The following is a 21,192-nucleotide window of genomic DNA, read 5'->3' as shown; positions in this document are numbered from 1 at the left end:
CCCTCCCTCCGCACCACCCGCCGCTCACACATCCGTGATGCGGAACACCGGGTGGTGCGGTGCTATGCGCTCCAGCTCGCTGTCCGAGGACTTCGCGCCGACCCCGTCGAAGAACCGGCCGACCTCCCAGCCCCAGCGCTCCAGGTAGGCGCGCAGCACAGCGGGCTTCTCCGCGTCCGGCAGCTCCACGGCGGTGAACGGCTCGACGCGCCTGTTCGCCCGCAGCTCCCCGCTGCCCGCGGCCCGCAGGTTGCGCACCCACTGGGTGGCACCGCGCGGCGCCACCAGATAGCGGGCGCCGTCCAGGGTGAGCGGGTTGACCGGAATGGTGCGCCACTCGCCGCTGCTCCGGCCGCGCACGGCCAGCACGCTCTTGCCGTTGAGGCTGATGCCGTGCGTCGCCAGCCAGGCGATCGGGCGGTGGACCAGGGCGTTCTCCAGCCGGCTGGACTTCAGGTAGCGCTCGGTGACCTGCTGCGTCATGGGATGCCTCCGGATACGGAACAGGAGAGGGATTCGGAGAGCGGTGCTCTCGCTTGAGATCAGTGTGCACGCATTCCCGTGTCATCGCAAGAGCACTGCTCTCGTTGTTGGCTGGTGCTCCGCTGGAGTGGCAGACTGCGTTCCATGAGTGCGATCCAAGGGGCCAGGGAACGGGCCCGTACCGAAGTGACCGCGGCGATCAAGTCCGAGGCCCGCCGCCAGCTCGCCGAGCAGGGCGCCGCCAAGCTGTCCCTGCGCGCCGTCGCCCGGGAGCTGGGCATGGTCTCCTCCGCTCTCTACCGCTACTTCCCCAGCCGAGACGAGCTGCTGACCGCGCTGATCATCGACGCCTACGACGCGGTCGGCGCCGCGGCCGAGGGCGCGCTCACCACACACCCCGGCAGCGACCCGGTGGCCCGCTGGACCGCCGTCTGCCAGGCCGTACGGCGCTGGGCGCTGGCCCATCCGCACGAGTACGCGCTGCTCTACGGCTCCCCGGTGCCCGGCTACTCGGCCCCGCGGGACACCGTCGCCCCCGCCTCCCGGGTGGGCATGGCGCTGCTGACCGTCGCCCGCGAGGCCCGCGCCGCAGGGCTGCTGCGGGTCCCGGACGCCGCCACCTGGCCGCCCTCGGTGCTGGCGGACGCGCGCACCCTGGCGGACGGCCTGGAGATGGAGCTGCCGGCGCCGGCGCTGGCCGGCTTGGTGGCGGCCTGGGCCCAGCTCTTCGGCCTGCTGAACTTCGAACTCTTCGGGCAGTTCACCAACGTGGTCGAAGCGCGCGAGGAGTTCTTCGCCGTCTCGGTCGGCACGCTGGCCCGGGCGGCCGGCCTGTGCTCACCCGAGGGCATCGCGGCCGAGGACCCGGACGCCCCCGGGTACGACACCGTGCCGGAGGACCCGCAGGCCCGGGACGCGGACGCCGCGACCGAGATCGCCCGGCGCTTCGGTCAAGCGGGGGCCTGATTCCGACCCGCGGGCGGGCGCCACCCCGCTTCCGCCAAGGCCCGGGTCGGGGACCGGCGCGCTACTCCCCGCGGAGTACGGCCGATGGCCACGCCCGGCGGACGCCGCCCCGCACCCGCCCGGTCTAGCGTGGCCGGATGAGCCAGGGACGGGAGCGCCGGAGACCGGCGTGGTGGCACGAGGGTGGGACTGAGCGGCGGAGGTGGACGCCCTCAGGCCCGCCGCCGCCCCCGCGCGGCGGCGAGGAAGCCGAGGCGGAGCCAGAGCGGCGGTGGTCCCGGCTGCCCTGGCGCTCCACCCTGGTGGTGCTGCTGTTCACGGTCGGCGGCACCCGGGTCGCCGGGCAGCACCAGCCGCAGCGCGCCGACCTCGACGCGCTGGGCTACACCCTGCTCGTCCTCATCCCCGCCCTCCTGGTGCTGCGCCAACGCCGTCCGGCGTTCACCGCGCACGCGGTGGCCGCGGCCACCCTGCTCTATCTGGGCGCCGGCTATCCGTACGGGCCGTTCCTGATCGGCGCGGTGGTGGCGGTCTACGCCGCGGTGGTCGCCGGACAGCGCCGGGCCGCCTGGTCGGCGCTCGGCCTGCTGTGGGCGGGGCATCTGCTGGTCGTCCACTGGCTCTACCGGTGGCTGCCGCCCGGCGGCGACCACGCGGCCGGGTGGAGCCAGGAGCTGGCGGTCGCCGCCTATGTGGCAGCCGTCCTCACCGCCTCCGAACTCGTCGCCGCGCGCCGCGAGCGGTGGGCTCGGGAGCGTGCCGAGCGAGAGGCGGCCGAGCGCCGCCGAGTGGACGAGGAGCGGCTGCGCATCGCCCGGGAGCTCCACGACGTACTGGCGCACAGCATCTCGGTCATCCATGTTCAGGCCGGGGTCGGTCTGGCCCTCCTCGACCAGCGGCCCGAACAGGCGCGCACCGCGCTGGCCACCATCAAGACCGCCAGCAAGGAGGCGCTCGGCGAGGTCCGCCAGGTGCTGGACACCCTCCGCGCCCCGGGCGCCGCGCCCCGTTCGCCGGCCCCGGGCCTGGACCGGCTGCCGGAGCTGACCGAGCAGGCCGCGAGCGCCGGGCTGGACGTCCGGACGAGCACCCGGGGGACACCCGTCGCACTGCCACCCGGCGCCGACCTGGCCGCCTTCCGGATCGTCCAGGAGGCGCTGACCAATGTGGTGCGGCACTCGGGCTCCAGGACCGCCCGGGTGCGGCTGCACTACACCTGCGGCGCACTGGAGTTGACGGTGGACGACGCGGGACCGGCCACCGGCACCGGAGAGACCGGCGGTGGCAACGGGCTGATCGGCATGCGGGAGCGGGCCGCCGCACTGGGCGGCACCGTGGACGCGGGACCCCGCCCCGACGGGGGGTTCCAGGTCCGGGCCCGGCTGCCGATCGGCCTCGGCGATACGGTGGGCCCCGGCGCCGGTTCGGTGCCGGGGAGGGAGAGTCCGTGATCCGCGTCATCCTCGCCGACGACCAGATGCTGGTCCGCGCGGGCTTCCGCGCGCTGCTCGACGCGCAGCCCGACATCGAGGTGGTGGCGGAGGCGGCCGACGGGGAGCAGTCGCTCGACCAGGTTGCCGAACTCCGCCCCGACGTGGTGCTGATGGACATCCGGATGCCGCGGCTGGACGGTCTGGCGGCCACCAGGAGGATCACCGCGGCCCCCGAACTGGGCGGGGTGAAGGTGGTCATCCTCACCACTTTCGAACTCGACGAGTACGTCTTCGAGGCGATCCGCTCCGGCGCCTCCGGCTTCCTGGTCAAGGACACCGAGCCCGAGGAACTGCTGCGCGCGGTACGGGCCGTGGTGGCCGGCGACGCCCTGCTGTCGCCCGGGGTCACCCGCAGGCTGATCGCCGAGTTCGCGGCCCGGTCCAAGGCGCCGGCCGACAGCGCCCTGCTGGCCCGACTCACCGAACGCGAGCGGGAGGTGATGGCGCTGGTGGGCATCGGCCTGTCCAACGAGGAGATCGCTCGGCGGCTGGTCGTCAGCCCACTCACCGCCAAGACCCATGTCAGCCGCACCATGGTCAAACTCGGCGCCAGGGGCCGCGCCCAACTGGTGGTTCTGGCCTATGAGTCGGGTCTGGTCCGGCCCGGCTGGCTCGGCTGACGCTCCCGGGGGCCGGGCCCTGGGCGCAACCGCTTCCCGCTCGCGGCAGCGCACCGCACCAGGCCCCGCGGTGATGCCCCGTCCCGGGCGCGCTCCGGCCTCGGTGTCGTGCGGTGGCGGGTTGGGTGGGGACACCGTCTGCGGCGCCCCGCCCCTCCTCCGTCAGCTCCAGGTCATGTTGATCTCGCGCTCGAAATCGATGTATCCGGCGCGCTGGAAGGCATGCGCCATCGGGACGTTCCCGAGGTCCGTGGACGCGCGGACGCGGGGGACGCCCTGCTCGGCGAGGACTCGGGTGCCCTCGGCGAGGAGGTCGTCGATGTAGCCCTTGCCGCGGTGTGCGGGCAGAACCGCGAGGTAGGCGATGATCGGGTTGTAGCCGTTGTGGGCCGGGAGCACGAAACCCACCGGCTCCCCATGCGGCAGCGTCGCGATGCGCCACCAGTCGCGGGGGCTGGTGTACCGCGCGAGTTCGTCCTCGTAGTGCCGGGTGGCCGCCTCGTGGGCGGACATCCGGGTCAGGTCGTCACGGCCGTGGGCGTCCAGCGTCCCGTCCAGGACCGAGGCCATCAGGGCCAGGAGTTCCTCGGCATCGGGGGCCGGCCGGAACACGAGGCGCCGGCTGGGCTCGGGAGCCGGGCCCGGACGCCATTCCAGTCGCAGCCGTTCGACGCCGACCGCGGCTTCCCGGCGCCCCGGCTGGTGGTGCGGGAAGGCGGCTCACGCGGTGTGCGCCGGCGCCGGCCGGCCGTTCAGAACAGCCCCTCCGGCTCGGGTCCCTTCCCGCCTGGCGGCAGCGCCGCCACGGCGGCGGTGGTGGCCGTTCCCGGGGGCGCCGCCGACAGCGGCCAGCCCGCCAACCGGCGCAGGTCCAGCAGCACCGTCCGGCCGTCCGGCAGCCCCAGATAGAGGTCGGGTCCGGCCACCGCGATCACCGTGCCGGCCACCGACACCCCGGCCGCCGGGCACAGCAGGCCCGCGGTGGGGCCGGCGCGGTGCAGTCGGTCCAGGCCGTAGTCGGCGTCGTGGTGCACCGGCGCCCAGGGCAGCCGGGCCAGCGACTCGGGCAGTCCGGGCAGCGCGCCGGCCCGCCGGTGCAGTTCGGCGAGTTCGGCGGCGCGGGCGGCTGGTTCGGGCGGGGCCTCGCGGGCGGCCCGCTTGGCCGGGTACGGGAAGCGGTCCGGTACGCCCAGCGCGGCGCCCAGGACCGACTCGGCCCGCCGTGCCGCCATGAGGGGGCCGCGGCCCAGCAGGGCGTGGGAGAGGGCGGCCTGCTCCAGCAGCCGGACGCCCTGCCGCTCGGCGGCGGTGATGCCCACCTTGACCAGGCCGGGGGCGAACCAGGCGAGGTACACGTCATAGGGGCGCGGGTCGTCCGTGCGGGTGTCCGCGGCCACCGAGTAGGAGCGGTCCAGGCGCGCGCACTCGGGGCACTGCGCCGAGACGGCGCCGGCGGGCAGTTCGGCCTGGCGCGGGCACGGGGTGAGCCGGGCGCCGCGCCGCACCCCGGTGCATCCGCGCCGGGACCCGGTGGTGAAGGCCAGGGGGCGGTCCGCGGTCAGCGGGGAGGTGCGCTCGCCGTGCTCGGGGTGGAGCCAGACCAGCGCCGCGCCGGCGGGACCCCAGCGCCCACCGGCGCAGCGCCAGCCAGTCATACGCTCCGGGCGCCGGTGAACCGCCGCAGCACCCGAACCACCCGGAACCCGAAGCCGGCGGTGGCGGCCAGCGCCCCGGCCCTGACCCAGGTCGCCTCCTGGCCCCGGTCCAGGTCGCCGAAGAGGGCGGGGCTCGCCACCGCCACGAACAACACGGCCGCCAGCAGCGCCCCGGTGACCACGGCGAAGACGATCTCCACGGTCACCGCGTCGCGCGCGGCCTGGTCTCGTGTCCCCCGCATCGGCGATCAGCCCTTCGCCTCGCTCCTCGGCTTGGCCGGAGCCTCCGACTTCCGCCGCACGTACAGCTGTTTGCGTACGCGTGCCACCACGGTACCGTCTGCGGCCACCACGTCGTTCACGAACCAGGGCAGAGCCTTGCCGCCGTCCGCGGTCGCCTCGCGTATCTCCTCCAGCCGGTCCTCGTCCAGCCGGAACTCGGCGAACACGTCGCCGCGGCCGGGGGAGACGAAGTCGATCTCGCCGGTCTTGTCCCAGACGATGTAGTCGCGGCCCAGCCGCTGCATGACGAGCAGCATCCAGAAGGGGTCGCTCATCGCGAACAGCGAGCCGCCGAAGTGGGTGCCCACGTAGTTGCGGTTGAAGCGGTGCAGGCGCAGCCGGACCCGGGCGCTGCTCCAGTCGTCCGCCAGGTGGAGGACGCGCACCCCGGCGAAGAGGTAGGGCGGCCAGAGGTTCATACCGCGGCGCAGGGTCCGCGCGGTGAGCGATCGACGTGCCATGGGGGGACGCTAACACGACTTGTTACTGATGGGTAACCCCCAAGGGCCCGTCCACGGCCCACCCCGCCCCTGCTTTGTTCACGGGCGATACAAAGCGAGAATGGACCCGTGACCCAGACACGGACAAGGCTGGAGCGGGGCCGCGGCGCCCTCGGCCCGGCACTGGCACTCGTACACACCGGCTGTGCTCCCACCCGTTCGGTGCTCACCGCGGAGCTCGGCGTCACCCGAGCCACCGCGGGCGCCGTCGCCGCCGAGCTGGAGGCGCTCGGCCTGATCCGGGTGGACGCCCGGCCCGGCGGGGCGCCCGGCGGGCAGGGCCGCCCCTCGCACCGGCTCGCCCTCGCACCGGACGGCCCGGTGGTGCTCGCCGCCCAGGTGCACGTGGACGGCTTCCGCGCCGCACTGGTCGGCCTCGGCGGCCGCATCGTGGCGACCGCCCCCGCCTGCCTGACGGTCTCGGCCGACCCGGCGCAGGTGATCGACGCGGTGGTCGAGGCGGGGGTGGGGCTGCTGCGGGAGACCGGTCGCCGCTGCGTGGGCGCCGGTATCGCGGTGCCCTCGGCGGTCGCCGAGCCGGAGGGCACCGCGCTCAAGCCGCTGCGCATCGCCTGGCCCGCGGGCGCCCCGGTCCGCGAGCTGTTCACCCGCAGCCTGGCGGCGGCCGGCATCGACCACCCCGGGTTCGCCGGCAACGACATCAACCTCGCCGCGCTCGCCGAGCACCGGCACGGCGCCGGCCGCGGGGCCCGGCACCTGCTGTGCGTGGCCACCGGCCACCGGGGAGTCGGCGGTGCGCTGGTGCTGGACGGCCGGCTGCACACCGGCAGCTCCGGACTCGCCCTGGAGGTCGGCCATCTGACGGTCAACCCGGACGGTTCGGGGTGCCACTGCGGCAGTCGCGGCTGCCTGGACATCGAGGCGGACCCCCTGGCCTTCCTCACCGCCGCCGGACGGCGGCCCGGCCCGGACGGCTCACCCCTGCACCAGGCCCGGGAACTCCTCCGCGACCACGCCGCCGACCCCTCCGTGCGGCGGGCCGCGCACCAGCTGATCGACTGGCTCGGGTTGGGCCTGGCGGGTCTGGTCAACATCCTCAACCCGGACCGCATCGTGCTCGACGGACTCCACCGCGACCTGCTGGCGGCCGACCCCGAGCGGCTGCGCGCCGTGGTCGCGGAGCGCAGCCTGTGGGGGCGCAGCGGCGCGGTGCCGATCCTGCCCTCGACCCTCGACCACAGCAGCCTGGTCGGCGCGGCCGAGCTGGCCTGGCAGCCGGTGCTGGACGACCCGCTCACCGCACTCGCCGCCGAGCGGGTCGGCTGACCGCCCCGCCGGTGCCGGCATGCGGCGCCGGGGCGCGGGCATGTGCCCGACGCACTGGGCGCGGAGACGGCGGCGACGCACCGGGCGCGGGCCTGGCGCCGCTGCGACCCGGGCCGCCGGCCCGGTGCCGACGTATCGGGCGAGCACACCGCCGAATCCCCGGGACGCGGACACGACGCCGACCGCCCCGGGGTGCCGACACGGAGCCGACGCGCCCCGCCGACCCGCTTCCGCGTCTACCCGGAGACGGTGCTGCGGGCGCCGGCGTGCTCCGGCTCCCGTACCGCCGTCAGCGGGTGCGGGTCGGGCGCCTGGGGGTGCGGGCCGGTCTGGTCGCCGTCCAGGGCGCGGGCCAGGGCCAGGTCGTCCGGTGCGACCGGGGAGGCGTTCCCGAAGGCGGGTCGCGGTACGGCCAGGGTGAACCAGACGACCTTGCCGCCGTCGTCCCGGGGGTGGATCCCCCAGCTCTCGCTGACCGCGGCCACCAGGCCGAGCCCCCGCCCGTGGGTGCTGACCGGTCCGGCCTCGCACGGTCGCGGCAGCCGCGGATCGTGGTCCCGCACCGAGACCGTCAGCCGGTCGAGCATCAGAAGGATCTCCACCGTGCACCGCTTGTCGGGTTCCGCGTGCCGGTGGACGTTGGTCAGCAGCTCGGTGACCCCGAGCGCCGCCGGATCGATGAGCGCATCCAGGTGCCAGTAGCGCAGCTGCGCCGATACGATTCTGCGGACCTGGCCGATCCGCGGCGGCAGAGCCTGCAACTCCACCGAGCAATGCCTGCTTGGACGACTGATCACGGCTGCGACTCCCTGGAGAAGAGTTGGGGCTAGCCTGATTCAGGTGTCGGCGGTGGACGCATCCGGGCGAGGGGCCGGCCGGCACGGATGGCTTCCGTCCACGACCGGAGGGTGCCGGTTCTCAGTGTCACCACCGTTCGACCCTCGGTGATACTGGTACGTGTCCAGGGTCGACCCGCCCGCCCGCACGCGCAACTCGAAGGCCTCAGTCGTTGCCGGCCCGCCCTCTGGCGTCCCGGATCGCGTCCAGGAACCTGCTGGCGGCACCGCGCCCGGAGGGCGCGGGGGTGGCCGCCGCGTCCTGCTGGGCGAGGGTGAGCCGGTAGCGGGTGCCGTTGACCGTCGCATGGGCCTGGTCGCGGTCGGCGAACCAGGGCTTCCCGGCCCGGACCGACTGCACCGGGGCGCTGTCGATCTCCCGTCCGTTGCTGGTCAGCAGCTCAAGCCTGCCATCCTTGATGAGCACCTGCCCGGCATGGGTGACCGAGCGGAGGAACCGCTCGATCCGTACTCCACGGGCATTGAACTCGGTTTCGGCCATATGGACCGCCTCCCCGGTGAATCGGCTGGCTTGCGCCCCGTTCTCACAGTGTCCCTGCTGCGCAGTCTGCCCGTGGTTCGGGCTGGACACCAGTGCCCCCATATGATCGAAATAGTCCGGCTGTCCTGGTCGGGCCGACCACCGCGGGGAGGAAACGGTATGAGCGCCCTGTACACCAGCCATCCGACGGTCACCAGCACCCTTGATGTAGACCGCAGCGATTCCACGTACCGGGAGTGGCTCAAAGACGCCGTGCGCAAGGTGCAGGCCGATGCCAACCGCTCGGCCGACACCCATCTGCTCCGGTTCCCGCTGCCCGAGCAGTGGGGGATCGACCTGTACCTCAAGGACGAGTCGACCCACCCCACCGGCAGCCTCAAGCACCGGCTGGCCCGCTCACTGTTCCTGTACGGGCTGTGCAACGGCTGGATCCGCCCCGGCAAGCCCGTCATCGAGGCATCCAGCGGCTCCACCGCGGTCTCCGAGGCGTACTTCGCCAAGCTCATCGGGGTCCCGTTCATCGCCGTGATGCCGCGTACCACCAGCCCGGAGAAGTGTCGGCTGATCGAGTTCCACGGCGGCCGATGTCACTTCGTGGACGACCCGCGGAGCATGTACGAGGCCTCGGCGGCGCTCGCCGCGGAGACCGGTGGCCACTATATGGACCAGTTCACCTACGCCGAACGGGCGACCGACTGGCGCGGCAACAACAACATCGCCGAGTCGATCTACCAGCAGCTCCGTCTGGAGCGCTATCCGGAACCCGCCTGGGTGGTGGCCACCCCGGGCACCGGCGGCACCTCGGCGACCATCGCCCGCTATGTGCACTACATGCAGTACGACACCCGGATCTGTGTGGCCGACCCGGAGAACTCCTGCTTCTTCGACGGCTGGGTGCACGAGGACCCGGAGGCCTCCAGCGACTGCGGCTCGCGGATCGAGGGCATCGGCCGGCCGCGGATGGAGCCCAGCTTCATCGCGGGGGCCGTCGACCGGATGATGAAGGTGCCGGACGCGGCGAGCGTGGCCGCGGTGCGCGCCCTGGAGCAGGTCATCGGCCGCAAGGCGGGCGGCTCCACCGGCACCGGGCTGTGGTGCGCGCTGCGGATCGTGGCGGAGATGGTGGCCGAATCCCGTACCGGCAGCGTGGTCACCCTGCTGTGCGACCCGGGCGACCGCTATCTCGACAAGTACTACTCGGACGCGTGGCTCGCGGAGCAGGGCCTGGACATCGCGCCCTACACGCGGACCATCGACACCTTCCTCGCCGAGGGCCGCTGGCAGGAGGCCCTCCCCGCCTGATCCCGGGGGCGGCCCCCGGACCTGTCCCGGCGAGGTCCGGTCCGCGGGGCGGCCCTACCGCAGCTCCGCCACCGCACGGCGGTCCAGTGCCCGTACCGCCTTGCGGAACGCGGATCCGATGCCCGCCCGGCCCAGTCGGGCGGCGAGTCGGACCGGCGGCGCCCCGTCCAGCGCGAAGGTGTAGCGCACCCGGGTGCCGCCGCCGGCCGGCTTCAGCCGCCACTCCTCCACCAGCGCCCGCAGTCCCGGCGCGGTGGCGCTGTCCACCCGGTAGGCATAGCGCTCGGCGGGATCCGCGGCCAGCACGGTCTCCAGCAGGCGGGTGCCGCCGCGCAGCCGGACCTCCCGGCGCCGGCCCTCGTCCAGCGGCCGGGCCGCGGCGACCGCGTGGAACCAGCCCGGCCAGCCGTCGACGTCCGCCAGTACCGCGAAGACCACCTCCGGCGGGGCGAAGGCCTCGGCGGTGAACACCAGCCGCAGCGGCGCGGTGTCCAGGAACTCCAGTCCGACGGTGCGCAACCGGCGTGTCATGGGCACACCGTAGCTGACAGTTTGTCAGTTGTCTGCGGTGCCGTCCGCCGCGGTCGCCACGATCAGCTCCGGCAGGTGCTCGGCGATCTCGACCCGGGCCCGCTCCGGCAGGCCCGCGTCCGTCACCATGGCGTCCACCTGGTCCAGCGAGGCGAAGGAACTCAACCCCACCGTCCCCCACTTGGTGTGGTCGGCCAGCACCACCACCCGGCGCGCCGACCGCACGAACTGCCGGTTGGTCTCCGCCTCCGCCAGATTCGGCGTGGACAGTCCCGCCTCCACGGATATCCCGTGCACCCCCAGGAAGAGCACATCGAAGTGGAGGAACCGGATCGCGGCGTCCGCGACCGGCCCCACCAGGGTGTCCGAGGGGGTGCGCACCCCACCGGTGAGGACCACCGTCGCCGCCCCCGGCCGCGGCCTCGAACCCCCGCCGGGGGCCGAGCGCTGCGCGCCGTAGAAGACCTCGGCGACCCGTACCGAGTTGGTCACCACCGTCAGGTCCGGCACCTCGACCAGCTGTTTGGCCAGCACGTACGCGGTGGTCCCGCCCGCCAGCGCCACCGCGCTGCCCGGCGCCGCCATCGGCGCCGCCGCCCGGGCGATGTCCTCCTTGGCGGTCAGCTCCAGCGCCGACTTCACCTCGAACCCCGGCTCGTAGCTGCTGGCCTCGGCCACCGGGACCGCGCCCCCGTGCACCTTCTCCACCACGCCCAGCCGGGCCAGCGCGTCCAGGTCCCGGCGGATCGTCATGTCGGAGACCCTGAGCCTGCGGGTCAGCTCGTTGACCCGCACCCCACCGCGCCGCCTGACCTCGTCGAGGATCAGAGCCCGCCGCTGCTCCGCGAGGAGGTTCTGGTTGTCACTCACGGTGCTCCCTGGGTGTCGCTTCTCCCGCCGCGTGACCAGCGAGGCCGACCCGCCCCGCCAGGCCCGTTCATCTTCCCACGGGCCCAGGTCAGCCCGGATGGGGAGCCGCTCGCATCACGATTTCGCCTCACCGGCCTGTCGTACGGGACATGCCACCGCCGGACGGGAATCCTGACCCTGGGCAGCACCCAGGAGCCCAAGACCGCACCGGACCGGGGGAGACGGTGGCAGCGACCACACCCAAGCGCGCGCGGACGCAAGCGAACGCGCCGCGCGGCAAGCAGCCGAACACCAGGCAACCGCAGACGACGGAACCGCACCACGGGACACCGGAACCGGCCGGAGCACCGGCCGCCGGGGCGCCGGCCGCGGCCCACGAGCCGCCCGAACTGGAACTCCTGGTGCACGGGGTCGGCGGGGCCACCCCGCAGGAGATGCTGGTCGACCCGCGCATCGCCCTGGTGACCGGGGACGAGACCGCCGGCGTCTACCGCAGGACCGAGGACACCGACGCCGAGGACCGCCCGCAGGACTACCAGAAGGAGCCGATCCGCGAGGCCTACTGCTGGTCCAACCTCACCTCCGGCAACGGAACCCGCGCCCTGTGGCTGCTCCTGCTGCCCTTCATGGTGGCCAACCTGGCGCACTGGATGCGGCCCGCGGCGCACCGGCGCACCGCCACCGTCCGGACCTACGGAGTGCTGGTCCGGCTGGTCGCCCTCACCCTGACCGTGCTGCTGATCGCCGGGGCCTGCGAGGTGGCCCTGGACCTGGTCGCCTGGCAGTGCGCGGGCACCGACTCCTGCACCGCCCGCCACTCCTGGCTGGACTTCATGTCCGCCCGAGGCGGCGGCTGGTGGAGCCAGCCCGGACGCCGGCTGGCGCTCGCCGCGCTCCTGCCCACCGCGCTCACCGGCCTGCTCTGGTACCTGTCCAACCGCACCTGGAGCGCCTACGAGTCGCAGCCGCCGCCCGGCCTGACCGCCGCCCAGACCGACCCGGAGGCCGGCGAGCGCCCCGCGCTGCGGCTGCCCGGGTTCTGGTACGGCCGCCGGCTGGTCGCCCGGCTGCGCGCCGCGCACACCGCCGCCGGATTCCTCACCGTCGCCGCCGCGATCACCCTCGCCGCCGCCCGCCACGACCGCCGGCCAGGCGGCAGCGCCCTGCTCGACCTCACCGGATGGCTGCTGCTGGGCATGATCGCCGCGGGCGGGCTGGCCACCGCCTACGTGGTGTGCCACCGGGGCCGCAAGGAGACCACCGCCGACGACACCCTGGACCGGCTCACCATCACCGCGCTGCCCGGCGCCGCCCTGGGCGTCCTGCTGCTGGCCGTGGTGCACGCAGGCTGGTCGCGGCCGGAGTGGACCAGCGGCGGAGGGCTCCCCGGCGACCGGGCCTTCGAACTGATCGTGCTGGTCCAGGTCGCCCTGGTGACCGGCATCGCGGTCTGCGCGGTACTGCTGCACCGGGCCTCGCCCACCCCGCGCACCCCGCTGTACGGGCTGGCCGGCGCGGCGGTGGCGATGTTCGGCTGCGCGCTGGGCTCCGTACTGTGCGGCGGCATCGCCCAGCGGGTGGCGGACTGGGCCGACGGCCCCGCCACCCCCGGCATGGCTCCAGGGCCGATGCCCGGACCACCGGTGGTGCTCAGCTGGCAGGCCGCCGCGGTACCGGTACTGCTCTTGCTGCTGGTCGCGCTGGCAGTGGTGTTCGCGGTGCGGGTCTGGCGGGTCCAGCGGCGGCTGATCCGCACCGTGCCGGACGGCTATCCGGACGAGCGGCCCGACGAGGTGCGCACCCGCCGGATCGCCGGCACCATCGCCCGGGCCGGGGTCACCGACGACCTGCCCGGCATCATCGGCCCCGCCGCCCTGTTCGCGCTGCTGCTCGGCGCCGGGGCGGTGGCCGGGGCCTGGGCCACCGACGAGGTGCCCGGCCGGGCCGCGGACGGCAGCGGCGCACTGCCCGAAGCCCTGGCCCGGGCCGCCCAAGGGCTCGGCTCCTGGCTGACGGGCCTGGCCTTCCTGGCCCTGATCACCTTCGCCCGGCGCGCCTACCGCAGCCCCTCGGCCCGCCGCACCATCGGCATCCTGTGGGACGTCGGCACCTTCTGGCCGCGGGCCGCGCACCCCTTCGCCCCGCCCTGCTACGCGGAACGCGCCGTGCCCGACCTGACCTGGCGGATGCGCACCTGGACCGAGCGGACCGGCGGCCGGCTGGTGATCTCCGGCCACTCCCAGGGCAGTGTGCTGGCCGCCGCCGCGGTCTGGCAGCTGGACCCCCGCACCCGCCGCCAGGTCGCGTTGCTCACCTACGGCTCACCACTGGAGCGGCTGTACGGACGCTGGTTCCCGGCCTACTTCGGCCCCGGACCGCTGCGCGCCCTGCACGGCGAGGTGCGCTGCTGGCGCAACCTGTGGCGGTACACCGACCCGATCGGCGGCCCCATCCGGCTGTCCGGCCGCACCGGTGCCGACGTGGACTGCGGGGCGCTCCAGGACCCGCTCGTCTACGGGCGCACCCCCGAGCACCCGCTGCCGGCACCCATCCGGGGGCACGGCGACTACCAGGCCGACCCGGTGTTCGACCGGGAACGGGCCACGCTGCTGGCCCGGCTGCCCGGCCGGGACGGGGGTACGGTGCCCGCTCAGGGCAGCTCCGGGATGTCCTCCGGGTAGAGCAGTGTGAGGTCGTCGGTGCTCGGGTCGGGCAGCTGCGCCACCCGGCCCGCGTGCCGCTCGACCATCGACTCGAAGGTCTGCCGCGCGGTGCGCCCGTTGCCGAAGGCGGCTCCCTTGGGCAGGGCCGTGAAGTACTTCAGCAGGCTCTCGGCGGTCTCCTCGTCGACCCGGTACTCCTGCTCCCGCGCCTGCTGCCGCACGATCTGCAGCAGTTCCTCGGGAACGTAGTCGCCGAAGGTGATGGTCCGGGAGAAGCGGGAGGCCACACCGGGGTTGACGGACAGGAAGCGCTCCATCTCCGCGGTGTAGCCGGCCACGATCACCACCACCGCGTCACGGTGGTCCTCCATCAGCTTGACCAGGGTGTCTATGGCCTCCCGGCCGAAGTCCCGGCCGGCGTCCTCGGGCGCCAGCGCGTACGCCTCGTCGATGAACAGCACACCGCCGCGCGCCCGGTCGAAGGCCTCCTGGGTGCGGATCGCGGTGGAACCGATGTGCTCGCCCACCAGGTCCACCCGGGAGACCTCCACCAGATGCCCCCGCTCCAGCACGCCCAGCGCGCGCAGGATCTCGCCGTAGAGCCGGGCCACCGTGGTCTTGCCGGTGCCCGGGGACCCGGTGAAGACCAGATGACGGCGGACCGAGGCGGCCTTGAGCCCGGCCCGCTGCCGCCGGCGGCCCACCTCGATCATGTCGGTCAGCGCCCGGACCTCGCGCTTGACGCTCTCCAGGCCCACCAGCGCGTCGAGCGCCCCCAGCACCTCCTCGGCCTCCCGGGCGGCCGGTGCCTCCTCGACCGGCGCCGGGGCGACGGACCGCGGTGCCGGGATCTGGCTCAGCAGCCCCATCGTCGGGGCGGCCGTCTCCACCGCGGCCAGCCGGGGCGCCGGCGGCACCGGCGCGGGGGTGGCGCTCTCGTCGCTGGTGCAGTCCTCGCTCACCGGCCCCGGCTCGGCGAACTCGTAGCCGCCGCGCGCGCAGCGCTCGGTACGGCAGCGCGTCAGTGTGGTCCGGCAGCCGTCGATGATGTGGAAGCCGTAGCCGCTGGAGCCGGTCACCCGGCAGCCGTGAAAGGTCCCGCGCCCCTCGGCCGACACATAGAACCCGGCCTCGGTGGGCGAGGTGACCGTGGTGCGCTCCACCGTGGGGTCGGCGCCCTTGGTGACGATCACCCCGGTGGCCGTCCCGTCGATGGTGCAGCCCGCCAGGGTGCCGCCGCTGCCGTGGTCGCGGAACCAGGCGCCGGTGGCGGCCTCCCGGATCCGGCAGTCGTCCAACTGCGCGGTGGCCCCGTCGCTGACCGACACCGCGGTGTTGCGCACCTGGGAGATGTCGCTGTCCACCACGTCCGTGCGCGAGCCCCGGTCCAGGACGAACAGCGCGTCCGGCACGTCGTGCACTCGGCAGGCGTCGAGCACGGCGGTGGCGCCGTCGCTCACCCACACCGCCGGATAGTCCCCGGTGCTGTCGTGGATCTCGCACTGGTTGGCGTCCACCCGGGTGCCCGGGTCCCAGACCGACAGCCCGTTGCGGCCGAACCGGCGCACCGTGGACCGGGTGAGCGTGAGCACCGACCGGGAGCGCAGGTCCACCGCGTTCTCCGGGATGTCGTGGATGTCGCAGTCGGCGAGCGTCAGCACCGCGTCGGTGTCCAGGTTGATCCCGTCCGAGGAGGTGCGGTGCACCCGGCAGTCGGTCAGGTGACCGGTGCCGCGCGCGGACACCTGCACACCCGCGCCCCGGATCTCGTACACCTCGCAGCCCACCGCCTCCAGCGCGCTGGCCTCGCCGGTGACGACCAGTCCGGTGCCCGAGGTGTGGTGGATCCGGCAGCGCTCCAGCCGCGGATGGGCGCCGCCGCGCACCGCGACCCCGGCCTGCCCGGCGGCCACCACCTCGCACTCCTCGAACAGGCCGCCCGCGCCGTCCAGCATGCTGAAGCCCACACCGGCCGGGTTGTCGACGGAGCAGCGGCGCACCGTGGGCCGGGCCCCGCCGCGCACCTCGACGCCCACCGCGGAGCGCGTCGCCACCCGTACGTCGGCGATCTCCGGGGCGCCCTCCTCCACCAGCAGCGCCGGGGAGGCCGCGTCCTGGGCCTCGATGTGCAGATCGCGCACCGTCGCCGAGGCCCGCACGGTCAGCGCCACCCCGTCGAACGGGGCGATCCGCACCGCGCCGCGGGACCCCTCCGGCCCGCGCAGCGTCACATTCCGGGCCACGACCAGATTCTCCCGGTACGTACCGGGGGCGATGGTCAGTACGTCACCGTCACCCGCGGCCTCCAGGGCCGCGCCGAGGGAGGCGTACTCTCCTGTGCGGCGCCGCCAGCGCGACGTTCCGCTGTGCGTCACCTGGACCACCGAGCCCTGTGCCATGGTGCTGTTGAGCCCCCACCTCGTGTGTGTGCCGACCTCGGGCGGTCGAGCCGCCGCGCTGAAGGCCCCACCGTAGCGTGCGTCGCCGAGGGGGAGTTGACGGGTCAGCTGCCCGCGCCCGCTCTGCCCCAGTCCTGGCCGGCACGTTCCCAGGCTATGTCCCAGGCCGCGTAGCGCCGGCGCAGCAGCCGCCAGACCACCAGCCGGCGGGCGCCCTCGACCAGGCCGGCCACGACGGCGCCGGCGGCCGACCCGGCCAGCACCGCGTGGGTGGTCGCGGTGGCGCCGTCCAGCGGGCGGGCCACCGGCTTGCCGTGCCGGTCCGTCCAGATCGGGAACCGGTCACCGGGGCCCGCCACCGGGCGGGTGGCCCGCAGGCTGCCGGTGCGCCGGCTTCCGTCCGAGGCCGTCCACACCGCGACCACCCGCCGGTAGGCGTCGCGCCGCGAGGAGGTCTCCGGGTCCGCGTCGTGCCCCGGCTCGTGCTCCAGCCGCAGCACGGTCGCCGGGACCCGGTGCCGCTGGGCCTGCTGGGTGTGCACGGTCTCCAGCAGCACCTCCCGGGTGGCCGCGCCGACCGCCCAGCCCGCCACCGGGGCGGCGAGGACCATCAGCACCGCCGCGGCCAGGGCCACCCACGCCTCCGTGAGGTCGGTGGCCCGGCACAGGGCATTGCGCCGCCAACGCCACAGTCCGCGAACCGCTCGCACAGACCCACCCCCTCGTCGCCCGTTCGTAACTACCTCATACGGCGCCGGGTATGCGCGGGACCGGTGAAGAGAGGACAAACGACATGGCTTCCTCCTCTTCGCGCGCACCCCCGCCCGCACGGACCGCCCCCCCATGGCGGCCGCGGGTCAGGGCAGCCGCATCGCCAGGGTGACCACGGTGCCCGGGGCCCCCGGGCTGATGGCGAGGCGATCGGTGACCAGCTGGGTGAGCCACAGCCCGCGCCCGCTGGTGGCGCCGTCCAGCCCGGGGAGCAGCCGGGGGATCACCTCGTCCGAGAAGCCCGGTCCCGAGTCGCTGATCCGGCACTCCAGCTCGTTGCCGACTCGGCGCAGCAGCAGCGTCCCGCCGCCGCCGGCGTGTTCGACCGCGTTGCTGGCGATCTCGTCCACGGCCAGGACGAAGTCGCCGCGCCGGGAGTCGGGCAGTCCGGCCGAGGCCGCGCACTGATCGACCTGGACGCGCAGCTCGGGCAGCTCTCGGGCGGTGAAGCGGCGCTGCAGCAGCTGCTTGACCAGGCGTTCACCCGAGCGGCAGGGCGGGTCCGCCGGGAGGGCGCGCTGGTGGTGCGGTGCGGCGCGCCGTCCGCGCCGGACGGGTGCTGCCTGGTGGATGGGGGAGCGTCGCACAGGACTGTGATCCTTCGTGGCCGGAGGGCTGACGTCCGGCCGGTCGTCCGCTGCGTCCCCCGCCGACGGCGACCCTGGTGGTCCGAGTCAGAGAGCAGAGGCTACGAGCTCTCGACGCGAAAGCCACGCGTTGAACGCAAAAATGTTTTGAGAGGCGTGTCGGGACAGTCTTTTGTCGTTTTGTGATCGTCAGTGCCTGGCGGCTGCCCGATGGTGATCGGGTCGAGAGCGGGTGTCGGGCGCGGGGACGGCCCGTCTCCGGCCGGCGGGGCGGCCGGTCACTCCGGCCAGCTCCACTCCGCCACCTCCGGCAGGTCGACGCCGTGCGCCCGGACCCAGTCATGGTGCCGGTGCCGTACGTCCTCCATCGCCTGCCGCACCGCGGCGGCGCGCACCGCGAGCCGGGGCACCCGGTCGATGACGTCCATCACCAGCCGGTACCGGTCCAGGTCGTTGCTGACCACCATGTCGAAGGGCGTGGTGGTGGTGCCCATCTCCTTGTACCCGCGCACGTGCAGCGAGGCGTGCACCGCGCGGCGGTAGGCCAGCCGGTGGATCAGCCAGGGATAGCCGTGGTAGGCGAAGATCACCGGGCGGTCCCGGGTGAACAGCGCGTCGAACTCCGGGTCCGTCATCCCGTGCGGGTGCTCCTCGTGCGGCTGGAGCCGCGAGATGTCCACCACGTTCACCACCCGCACCCCCACCTCGGGCAGGTGCTCCCGCAGCAGCGAGGCCGCCGCCAGCGCCTCCTGGGTGGGGACGTCCCCCGCGCAGGCGAGCACCACGTCCGGCCCGGAGTCGGGCCGCTCGGTGCCGGCCCACTCCCAGATCCCCGCCCCCCGCGCGCAGTGCGCCCGCGCCTCCTCCAGATCCAGCCAGTCGAAGCACTGCTGCTTCCCGGCGACCACCACGTTCACCACGTTGCGGGTGCGCAGGACGTGGTCGGCCACGCAGAGCAGGGTGTTGGCGTCCGGCGGCAGGTAGACCCGCACCACCTCGGGGCTCTTGTTGAGGATGTGGTCCACGAAGCCGGGGTCCTGGTGCGAGAACCCGTTGTGGTCCTGCCGCCACACGTGCGAGGTCAGCAGATAGGTGAGCGCCGCCACCGGGGCCCGCCAGGGCACCGTGCGCGCGGTGCCGATCCACTTCACGTGCTGGGCGGCCATGCTGTCGACGATGTGGGCGAACGCCTCGTAGGTGGAGAACAGCCCGTGCCGCCCGGTGAGCACATAGCCCTCCATCCAGCCCTGGCACAGGTGTTCGGAGAGCACCTCCATCACCCGGCCGTGCGGCCCCAGGTGCTCGTCGGTGTCCAGCAGTTCGGCCTGCCAGGTCTTGTCCGTGACGTCGTACAGCTCCGCCAGCCGGTTGGACGCGGTCTCGTCCGGGCCCACCACCCGGAAGTCCCGGCGCTCGGCGGTGTCCGCCATCACCTGCCGCAGCAGTCCGGCCAGCACCCGGGTCGGCTCGTGCCGCCCGGCGCCCGGCTTGTCCACCGGGACCGCGAACGCGGCCAGATCGGGCAGCGGCAGCTCGCGCAGCAGCCGGCCGCCGTTGGCGTGCGGATTGGCGCCCAGCCGCCGGTCGCCGGGGGGCACGCAGGCCAGCACCGTCCCGCGCGGACGGCCGGTCTCGTCGAAGAGCTCCTGCGGCAGGTAGGAGCGCAGCCACAGCTCCAGCTGCCGCAGCCGGGCGGGATCCTCCCGCACCCGCGTCAGCGGCACCTGGTGGGCCCGCCAGGTGCCGGCCACCGGCACGCCGTCCACCTCGACCGGTCCGGTCCAGCCCTTGGGGGTGCGCAGCACGATCATCGGCCACCGGGGGCGCCGCCGTTCGCCCTGCTCGCGGGCGGCCCGCTGGTGGCCGGCGATCCGGTCCGCGGCCAGGTCCAGCGCGGCGGCCAGGTCCCGGTGGACCCGGGCCGGGTCGCTGTCCAGGGTGGCGGTGACGTAGAGCGGCTCATGGCCGTAGCCGCGGAGCAGCGCGTCGAGCTGCTCGGCGGGAAGCCGGGCCGACACCGTGGGATTGGCGATCTTGTACCCGTTGAGGTGCAGGATCGGCAGCACCGCGCCGTCGTGGACCGGGTCCAGGAACGTGTTCGCCTGCCAGGAGGCGGCCAGCGGCCCGGTCTCCGCCTCCCCGTCGCCGATCACGCAGGCCACCAGCAGCCCGGGGTTGTCCAGTGCCGCCCCGTAGGCGTGCGCCAGCGAGTAGCCCAGCTCGCCGCCCTCGTGGAAGGAGCCGGGCACCTGCGGGGCCGCGTGGCTGGGCACCCCGCCCGGGGTGGAGAACCGCCGGAACAGCCGGAGCATCCCGGCCAGGTCCCGCCCCAGGTCCGGCTCCAGCTCGCCGTAGGAGCCGTCCAGCCAGGCCCCGGCGAGCACCGCGGGTCCGCCGTGTCCGGGCCCCCAGACGCACACCGTGTCCAGATCGCGCTGGGAGATCAGCCGGTTGAGGTGGGTGTAGACCAGGGTCAGCCCGGGGCAGGTGCCCCAGTGGCCCAGCAGCCGCGGCTTGATGTGCTCGGGCCGCAGATGCTCGGTGAGCAGCGGGTTGTCCCGCAGGTACAGCTGGCAGGCGGCCAGGTAGTTCAGGGCCCGCCAGTGCGCGTCCAACTGCTCCACCGCGGTGTCGGTGAGCACGGATTCCGTTTCCATGCCGGATCCCGTCGCCAGGGCGGTGTCCGCCGTGCCTGCCGCCTGTGCCGTGTGTGCCGTCCGGGCGTGCCACGGCCCAGGGGCCCGCTGTCCTGTGTCCGACCATGCCACAGCCGCCGCCGATGGGCGCGGTGAGAGGGGACGCGGCACAGTTGAGGACATGAGCGGACTTCTGCAGGAGCTGACCGGTGATCATCGCGAGCGGTTGCTGTCACTCGCGCACGATGTCTCCTTCGACGCCGGCACCCGGCTCTTCGAGGAGGGCGGCCGGGCGGACCGGTTCTGGGTGGTGCGCACGGGCTCGGTCACCCTCGACATGCACGTCCCCGGGCGGCGGCCCACGGTGATCGAGACCCTGGGACCGGGCGAACTGCTGGGCTGGGCCTGGCTGTTCCCACCGGGCAGCTGGCACCTCGGGGCGGAGGCGCTCAGCCCCGTCCGCGCCCACGAGTTCGAGGCGGAGGCGGTACGCCGGCTCTGCCGGCGGGACACCGCGCTCGGCTACGAGGTGGTGCTGGCCTGCGCCCGGGCCATGGGGGAGCGGTTGCAGAGCGCCCGCACCCGGCTGCTGGACATGTACGGACCGTACGGCGGCGGCCCGCACTGAGTCCGCGCCGCGAGGGTGGCGGGGCCGGCGGGGCCGGCGGTGGGCCGAATCCGCCGCATGCCAAGCTGATCGGATGAGTCTTCGATCCGGTGACCGCCCGTCAATGTCCTTGCGGCGCCCGGCGGTCGGTGCGGTGGCCGTGCTCCTGGCGCTGACCGGTTGCGGCGCCGGGGGGAGTGGC

General features: G+C 74.2%; 18 protein-coding genes and 2 pseudogenes. 7 read left to right on the top strand and 13 right to left on the bottom strand.

What is annotated here, in order from left to right; genetic code table 11:
- Positions 1-24 precede the first annotated feature (24 nt).
- Positions 25-483 carry a nitroreductase/quinone reductase family protein gene (locus E4099_RS11685; protein WP_135338934.1) on the bottom strand — a complete coding sequence of 153 codons (459 nt, stop codon included), beginning with the start codon at positions 481-483 and terminating at the stop codon, positions 25-27.
- A 144-nt stretch (positions 484-627) separates the two neighbouring features.
- Here E4099_RS11685 and E4099_RS11680 point away from each other — a divergent pair.
- From E4099_RS11680 to E4099_RS11670, 3 genes and pseudogenes are all read left to right on the top strand, one after another.
- Positions 628-1,323 (top strand): annotated as a pseudogene (locus tag E4099_RS11680) (TetR/AcrR family transcriptional regulator); the annotation flags it as partial.
- Positions 1,324-1,586: 263 nt separating this feature from the next.
- Positions 1,587-2,900: a sensor histidine kinase gene (locus tag E4099_RS11675; protein WP_135338932.1), complete on the top strand. Its 1,314-nt coding sequence runs from the start codon at positions 1,587-1,589 to the stop codon at positions 2,898-2,900.
- Complete coding sequence (locus tag E4099_RS11670; protein WP_135338931.1) at positions 2,897-3,562, top strand: response regulator transcription factor; 666 nt, start codon at positions 2,897-2,899, stop codon at positions 3,560-3,562. Before E4099_RS11675 ends, E4099_RS11670 begins: the two co-directional genes overlap by 4 nt.
- A gap of 162 nt (positions 3,563-3,724) precedes the next feature.
- Here the strand turns inward: E4099_RS11670 and E4099_RS11665 are convergent.
- The 4 genes and pseudogenes from E4099_RS11665 to E4099_RS11650 all read right to left on the bottom strand — a co-directional run.
- Positions 3,725-4,240, bottom strand: a pseudogene (locus E4099_RS11665) (GNAT family N-acetyltransferase); the annotation flags it as partial.
- A gap of 74 nt (positions 4,241-4,314) precedes the next feature.
- A complete protein-coding gene (locus E4099_RS11660) occupies positions 4,315-5,217 on the bottom strand; it encodes a DUF2797 domain-containing protein (protein ID WP_135338930.1) in 903 nt (300 codons plus the stop codon).
- Positions 5,214-5,459, bottom strand: a complete 246-nt coding sequence (locus E4099_RS11655; RefSeq protein WP_135338929.1) for a DUF6332 family protein — start codon at positions 5,457-5,459, stop codon at positions 5,214-5,216. The genes E4099_RS11660 and E4099_RS11655 overlap by 4 nt, the downstream gene beginning before the upstream one ends.
- 6 nt (positions 5,460-5,465) lie before the next feature.
- Positions 5,466-5,960, bottom strand: coding sequence for a DUF4442 domain-containing protein (locus tag E4099_RS11650; RefSeq protein ID WP_135338928.1), 495 nt, complete (start codon positions 5,958-5,960; stop codon positions 5,466-5,468).
- 108 nt (positions 5,961-6,068) lie between these two features.
- Between E4099_RS11650 and E4099_RS11645 the strand changes: the two genes are divergently transcribed.
- Positions 6,069-7,286: an ROK family protein gene (locus E4099_RS11645; protein WP_135338927.1), complete on the top strand. Its 1,218-nt coding sequence runs from the start codon at positions 6,069-6,071 to the stop codon at positions 7,284-7,286.
- A gap of 236 nt (positions 7,287-7,522) precedes the next feature.
- Here the strand turns inward: E4099_RS11645 and E4099_RS11640 are convergent, their stop codons facing one another.
- Together E4099_RS11640 and E4099_RS11635 are read right to left on the bottom strand one after the other, a co-directional pair.
- On the bottom strand, positions 7,523-8,083 hold the full coding sequence (locus E4099_RS11640; RefSeq protein ID WP_135338926.1) for an ATP-binding protein: 561 nt from the start codon (positions 8,081-8,083) through the stop codon (positions 7,523-7,525).
- A 205-nt stretch (positions 8,084-8,288) separates the two neighbouring features.
- Positions 8,289-8,624 carry a hypothetical protein gene (locus E4099_RS11635; protein ID WP_135338925.1) on the bottom strand — a complete coding sequence of 112 codons (336 nt, stop codon included), beginning with the start codon at positions 8,622-8,624 and terminating at the stop codon, positions 8,289-8,291.
- A gap of 159 nt (positions 8,625-8,783) precedes the next feature.
- Between E4099_RS11635 and E4099_RS11630 the strand changes: the two genes are divergently transcribed.
- The gene (locus E4099_RS11630; RefSeq protein ID WP_135338924.1) at positions 8,784-9,926 is read left to right on the top strand and encodes a PLP-dependent cysteine synthase family protein; all 1,143 of its coding nucleotides are present in this window, start codon (positions 8,784-8,786) and stop codon (positions 9,924-9,926) included.
- A 54-nt stretch (positions 9,927-9,980) separates the two neighbouring features.
- On the opposite strand, the gene E4099_RS11625 is transcribed toward E4099_RS11630, so the two are convergent.
- On the bottom strand, positions 9,981-10,457 hold the full coding sequence (locus E4099_RS11625) for an SRPBCC family protein (protein ID WP_135338923.1): 477 nt from the start codon (positions 10,455-10,457) through the stop codon (positions 9,981-9,983).
- Positions 10,458-10,481: 24 nt separating this feature from the next.
- Entirely contained in the window at positions 10,482-11,327 is an 846-nt protein-coding gene (locus tag E4099_RS11620; protein ID WP_135338922.1) for a DeoR/GlpR family DNA-binding transcription regulator, read from the bottom strand.
- Between the two features lie 626 nt (positions 11,328-11,953).
- On the opposite strand from E4099_RS11620, the gene E4099_RS11615 reads away from it, so the two are divergent.
- Complete coding sequence (locus E4099_RS11615) at positions 11,954-14,008, top strand: hypothetical protein (RefSeq protein WP_386389177.1); 2,055 nt, start codon at positions 11,954-11,956, stop codon at positions 14,006-14,008.
- On the opposite strand, the gene E4099_RS11610 is transcribed toward E4099_RS11615, so the two are convergent.
- From E4099_RS11610 to E4099_RS11595, 4 genes are all read right to left on the bottom strand, one after another.
- Positions 13,978-16,389: a right-handed parallel beta-helix repeat-containing protein gene (locus E4099_RS11610; RefSeq protein ID WP_135338921.1), complete on the bottom strand. Its 2,412-nt coding sequence runs from the start codon at positions 16,387-16,389 to the stop codon at positions 13,978-13,980. The genes E4099_RS11615 and E4099_RS11610 overlap by 31 nt on opposite strands.
- Before the next feature lie 104 nt (positions 16,390-16,493).
- A complete protein-coding gene (locus E4099_RS11605) occupies positions 16,494-17,099 on the bottom strand; it encodes an Rv1733c family protein (RefSeq protein ID WP_135338920.1) in 606 nt (201 codons plus the stop codon).
- A 147-nt stretch (positions 17,100-17,246) separates the two neighbouring features.
- Positions 17,247-17,636, bottom strand: a complete 390-nt coding sequence (locus tag E4099_RS11600; protein WP_135338935.1) for an ATP-binding protein — start codon at positions 17,634-17,636, stop codon at positions 17,247-17,249.
- Between the two features lie 389 nt (positions 17,637-18,025).
- Entirely contained in the window at positions 18,026-20,404 is a 2,379-nt protein-coding gene (locus E4099_RS11595; RefSeq protein WP_135338919.1) for a phosphoketolase family protein, read from the bottom strand.
- Positions 20,405-20,564: 160 nt separating this feature from the next.
- On the opposite strand from E4099_RS11595, the gene E4099_RS11590 reads away from it, so the two are divergent.
- Entirely contained in the window at positions 20,565-21,011 is a 447-nt protein-coding gene (locus tag E4099_RS11590) for a Crp/Fnr family transcriptional regulator (RefSeq protein WP_135338918.1), read from the top strand.
- Positions 21,012-21,192: the final 181 nt, after the last annotated feature.

The organism is Streptomyces palmae (genome assembly GCF_004684805.1).
Lineage (GTDB): Bacteria > Actinomycetota > Actinomycetes > Streptomycetales > Streptomycetaceae > Streptomyces > Streptomyces palmae.
Note: the sequence above shows the minus strand (reverse complement) of the source record. Positions and strands in the feature narration are given on the sequence as shown.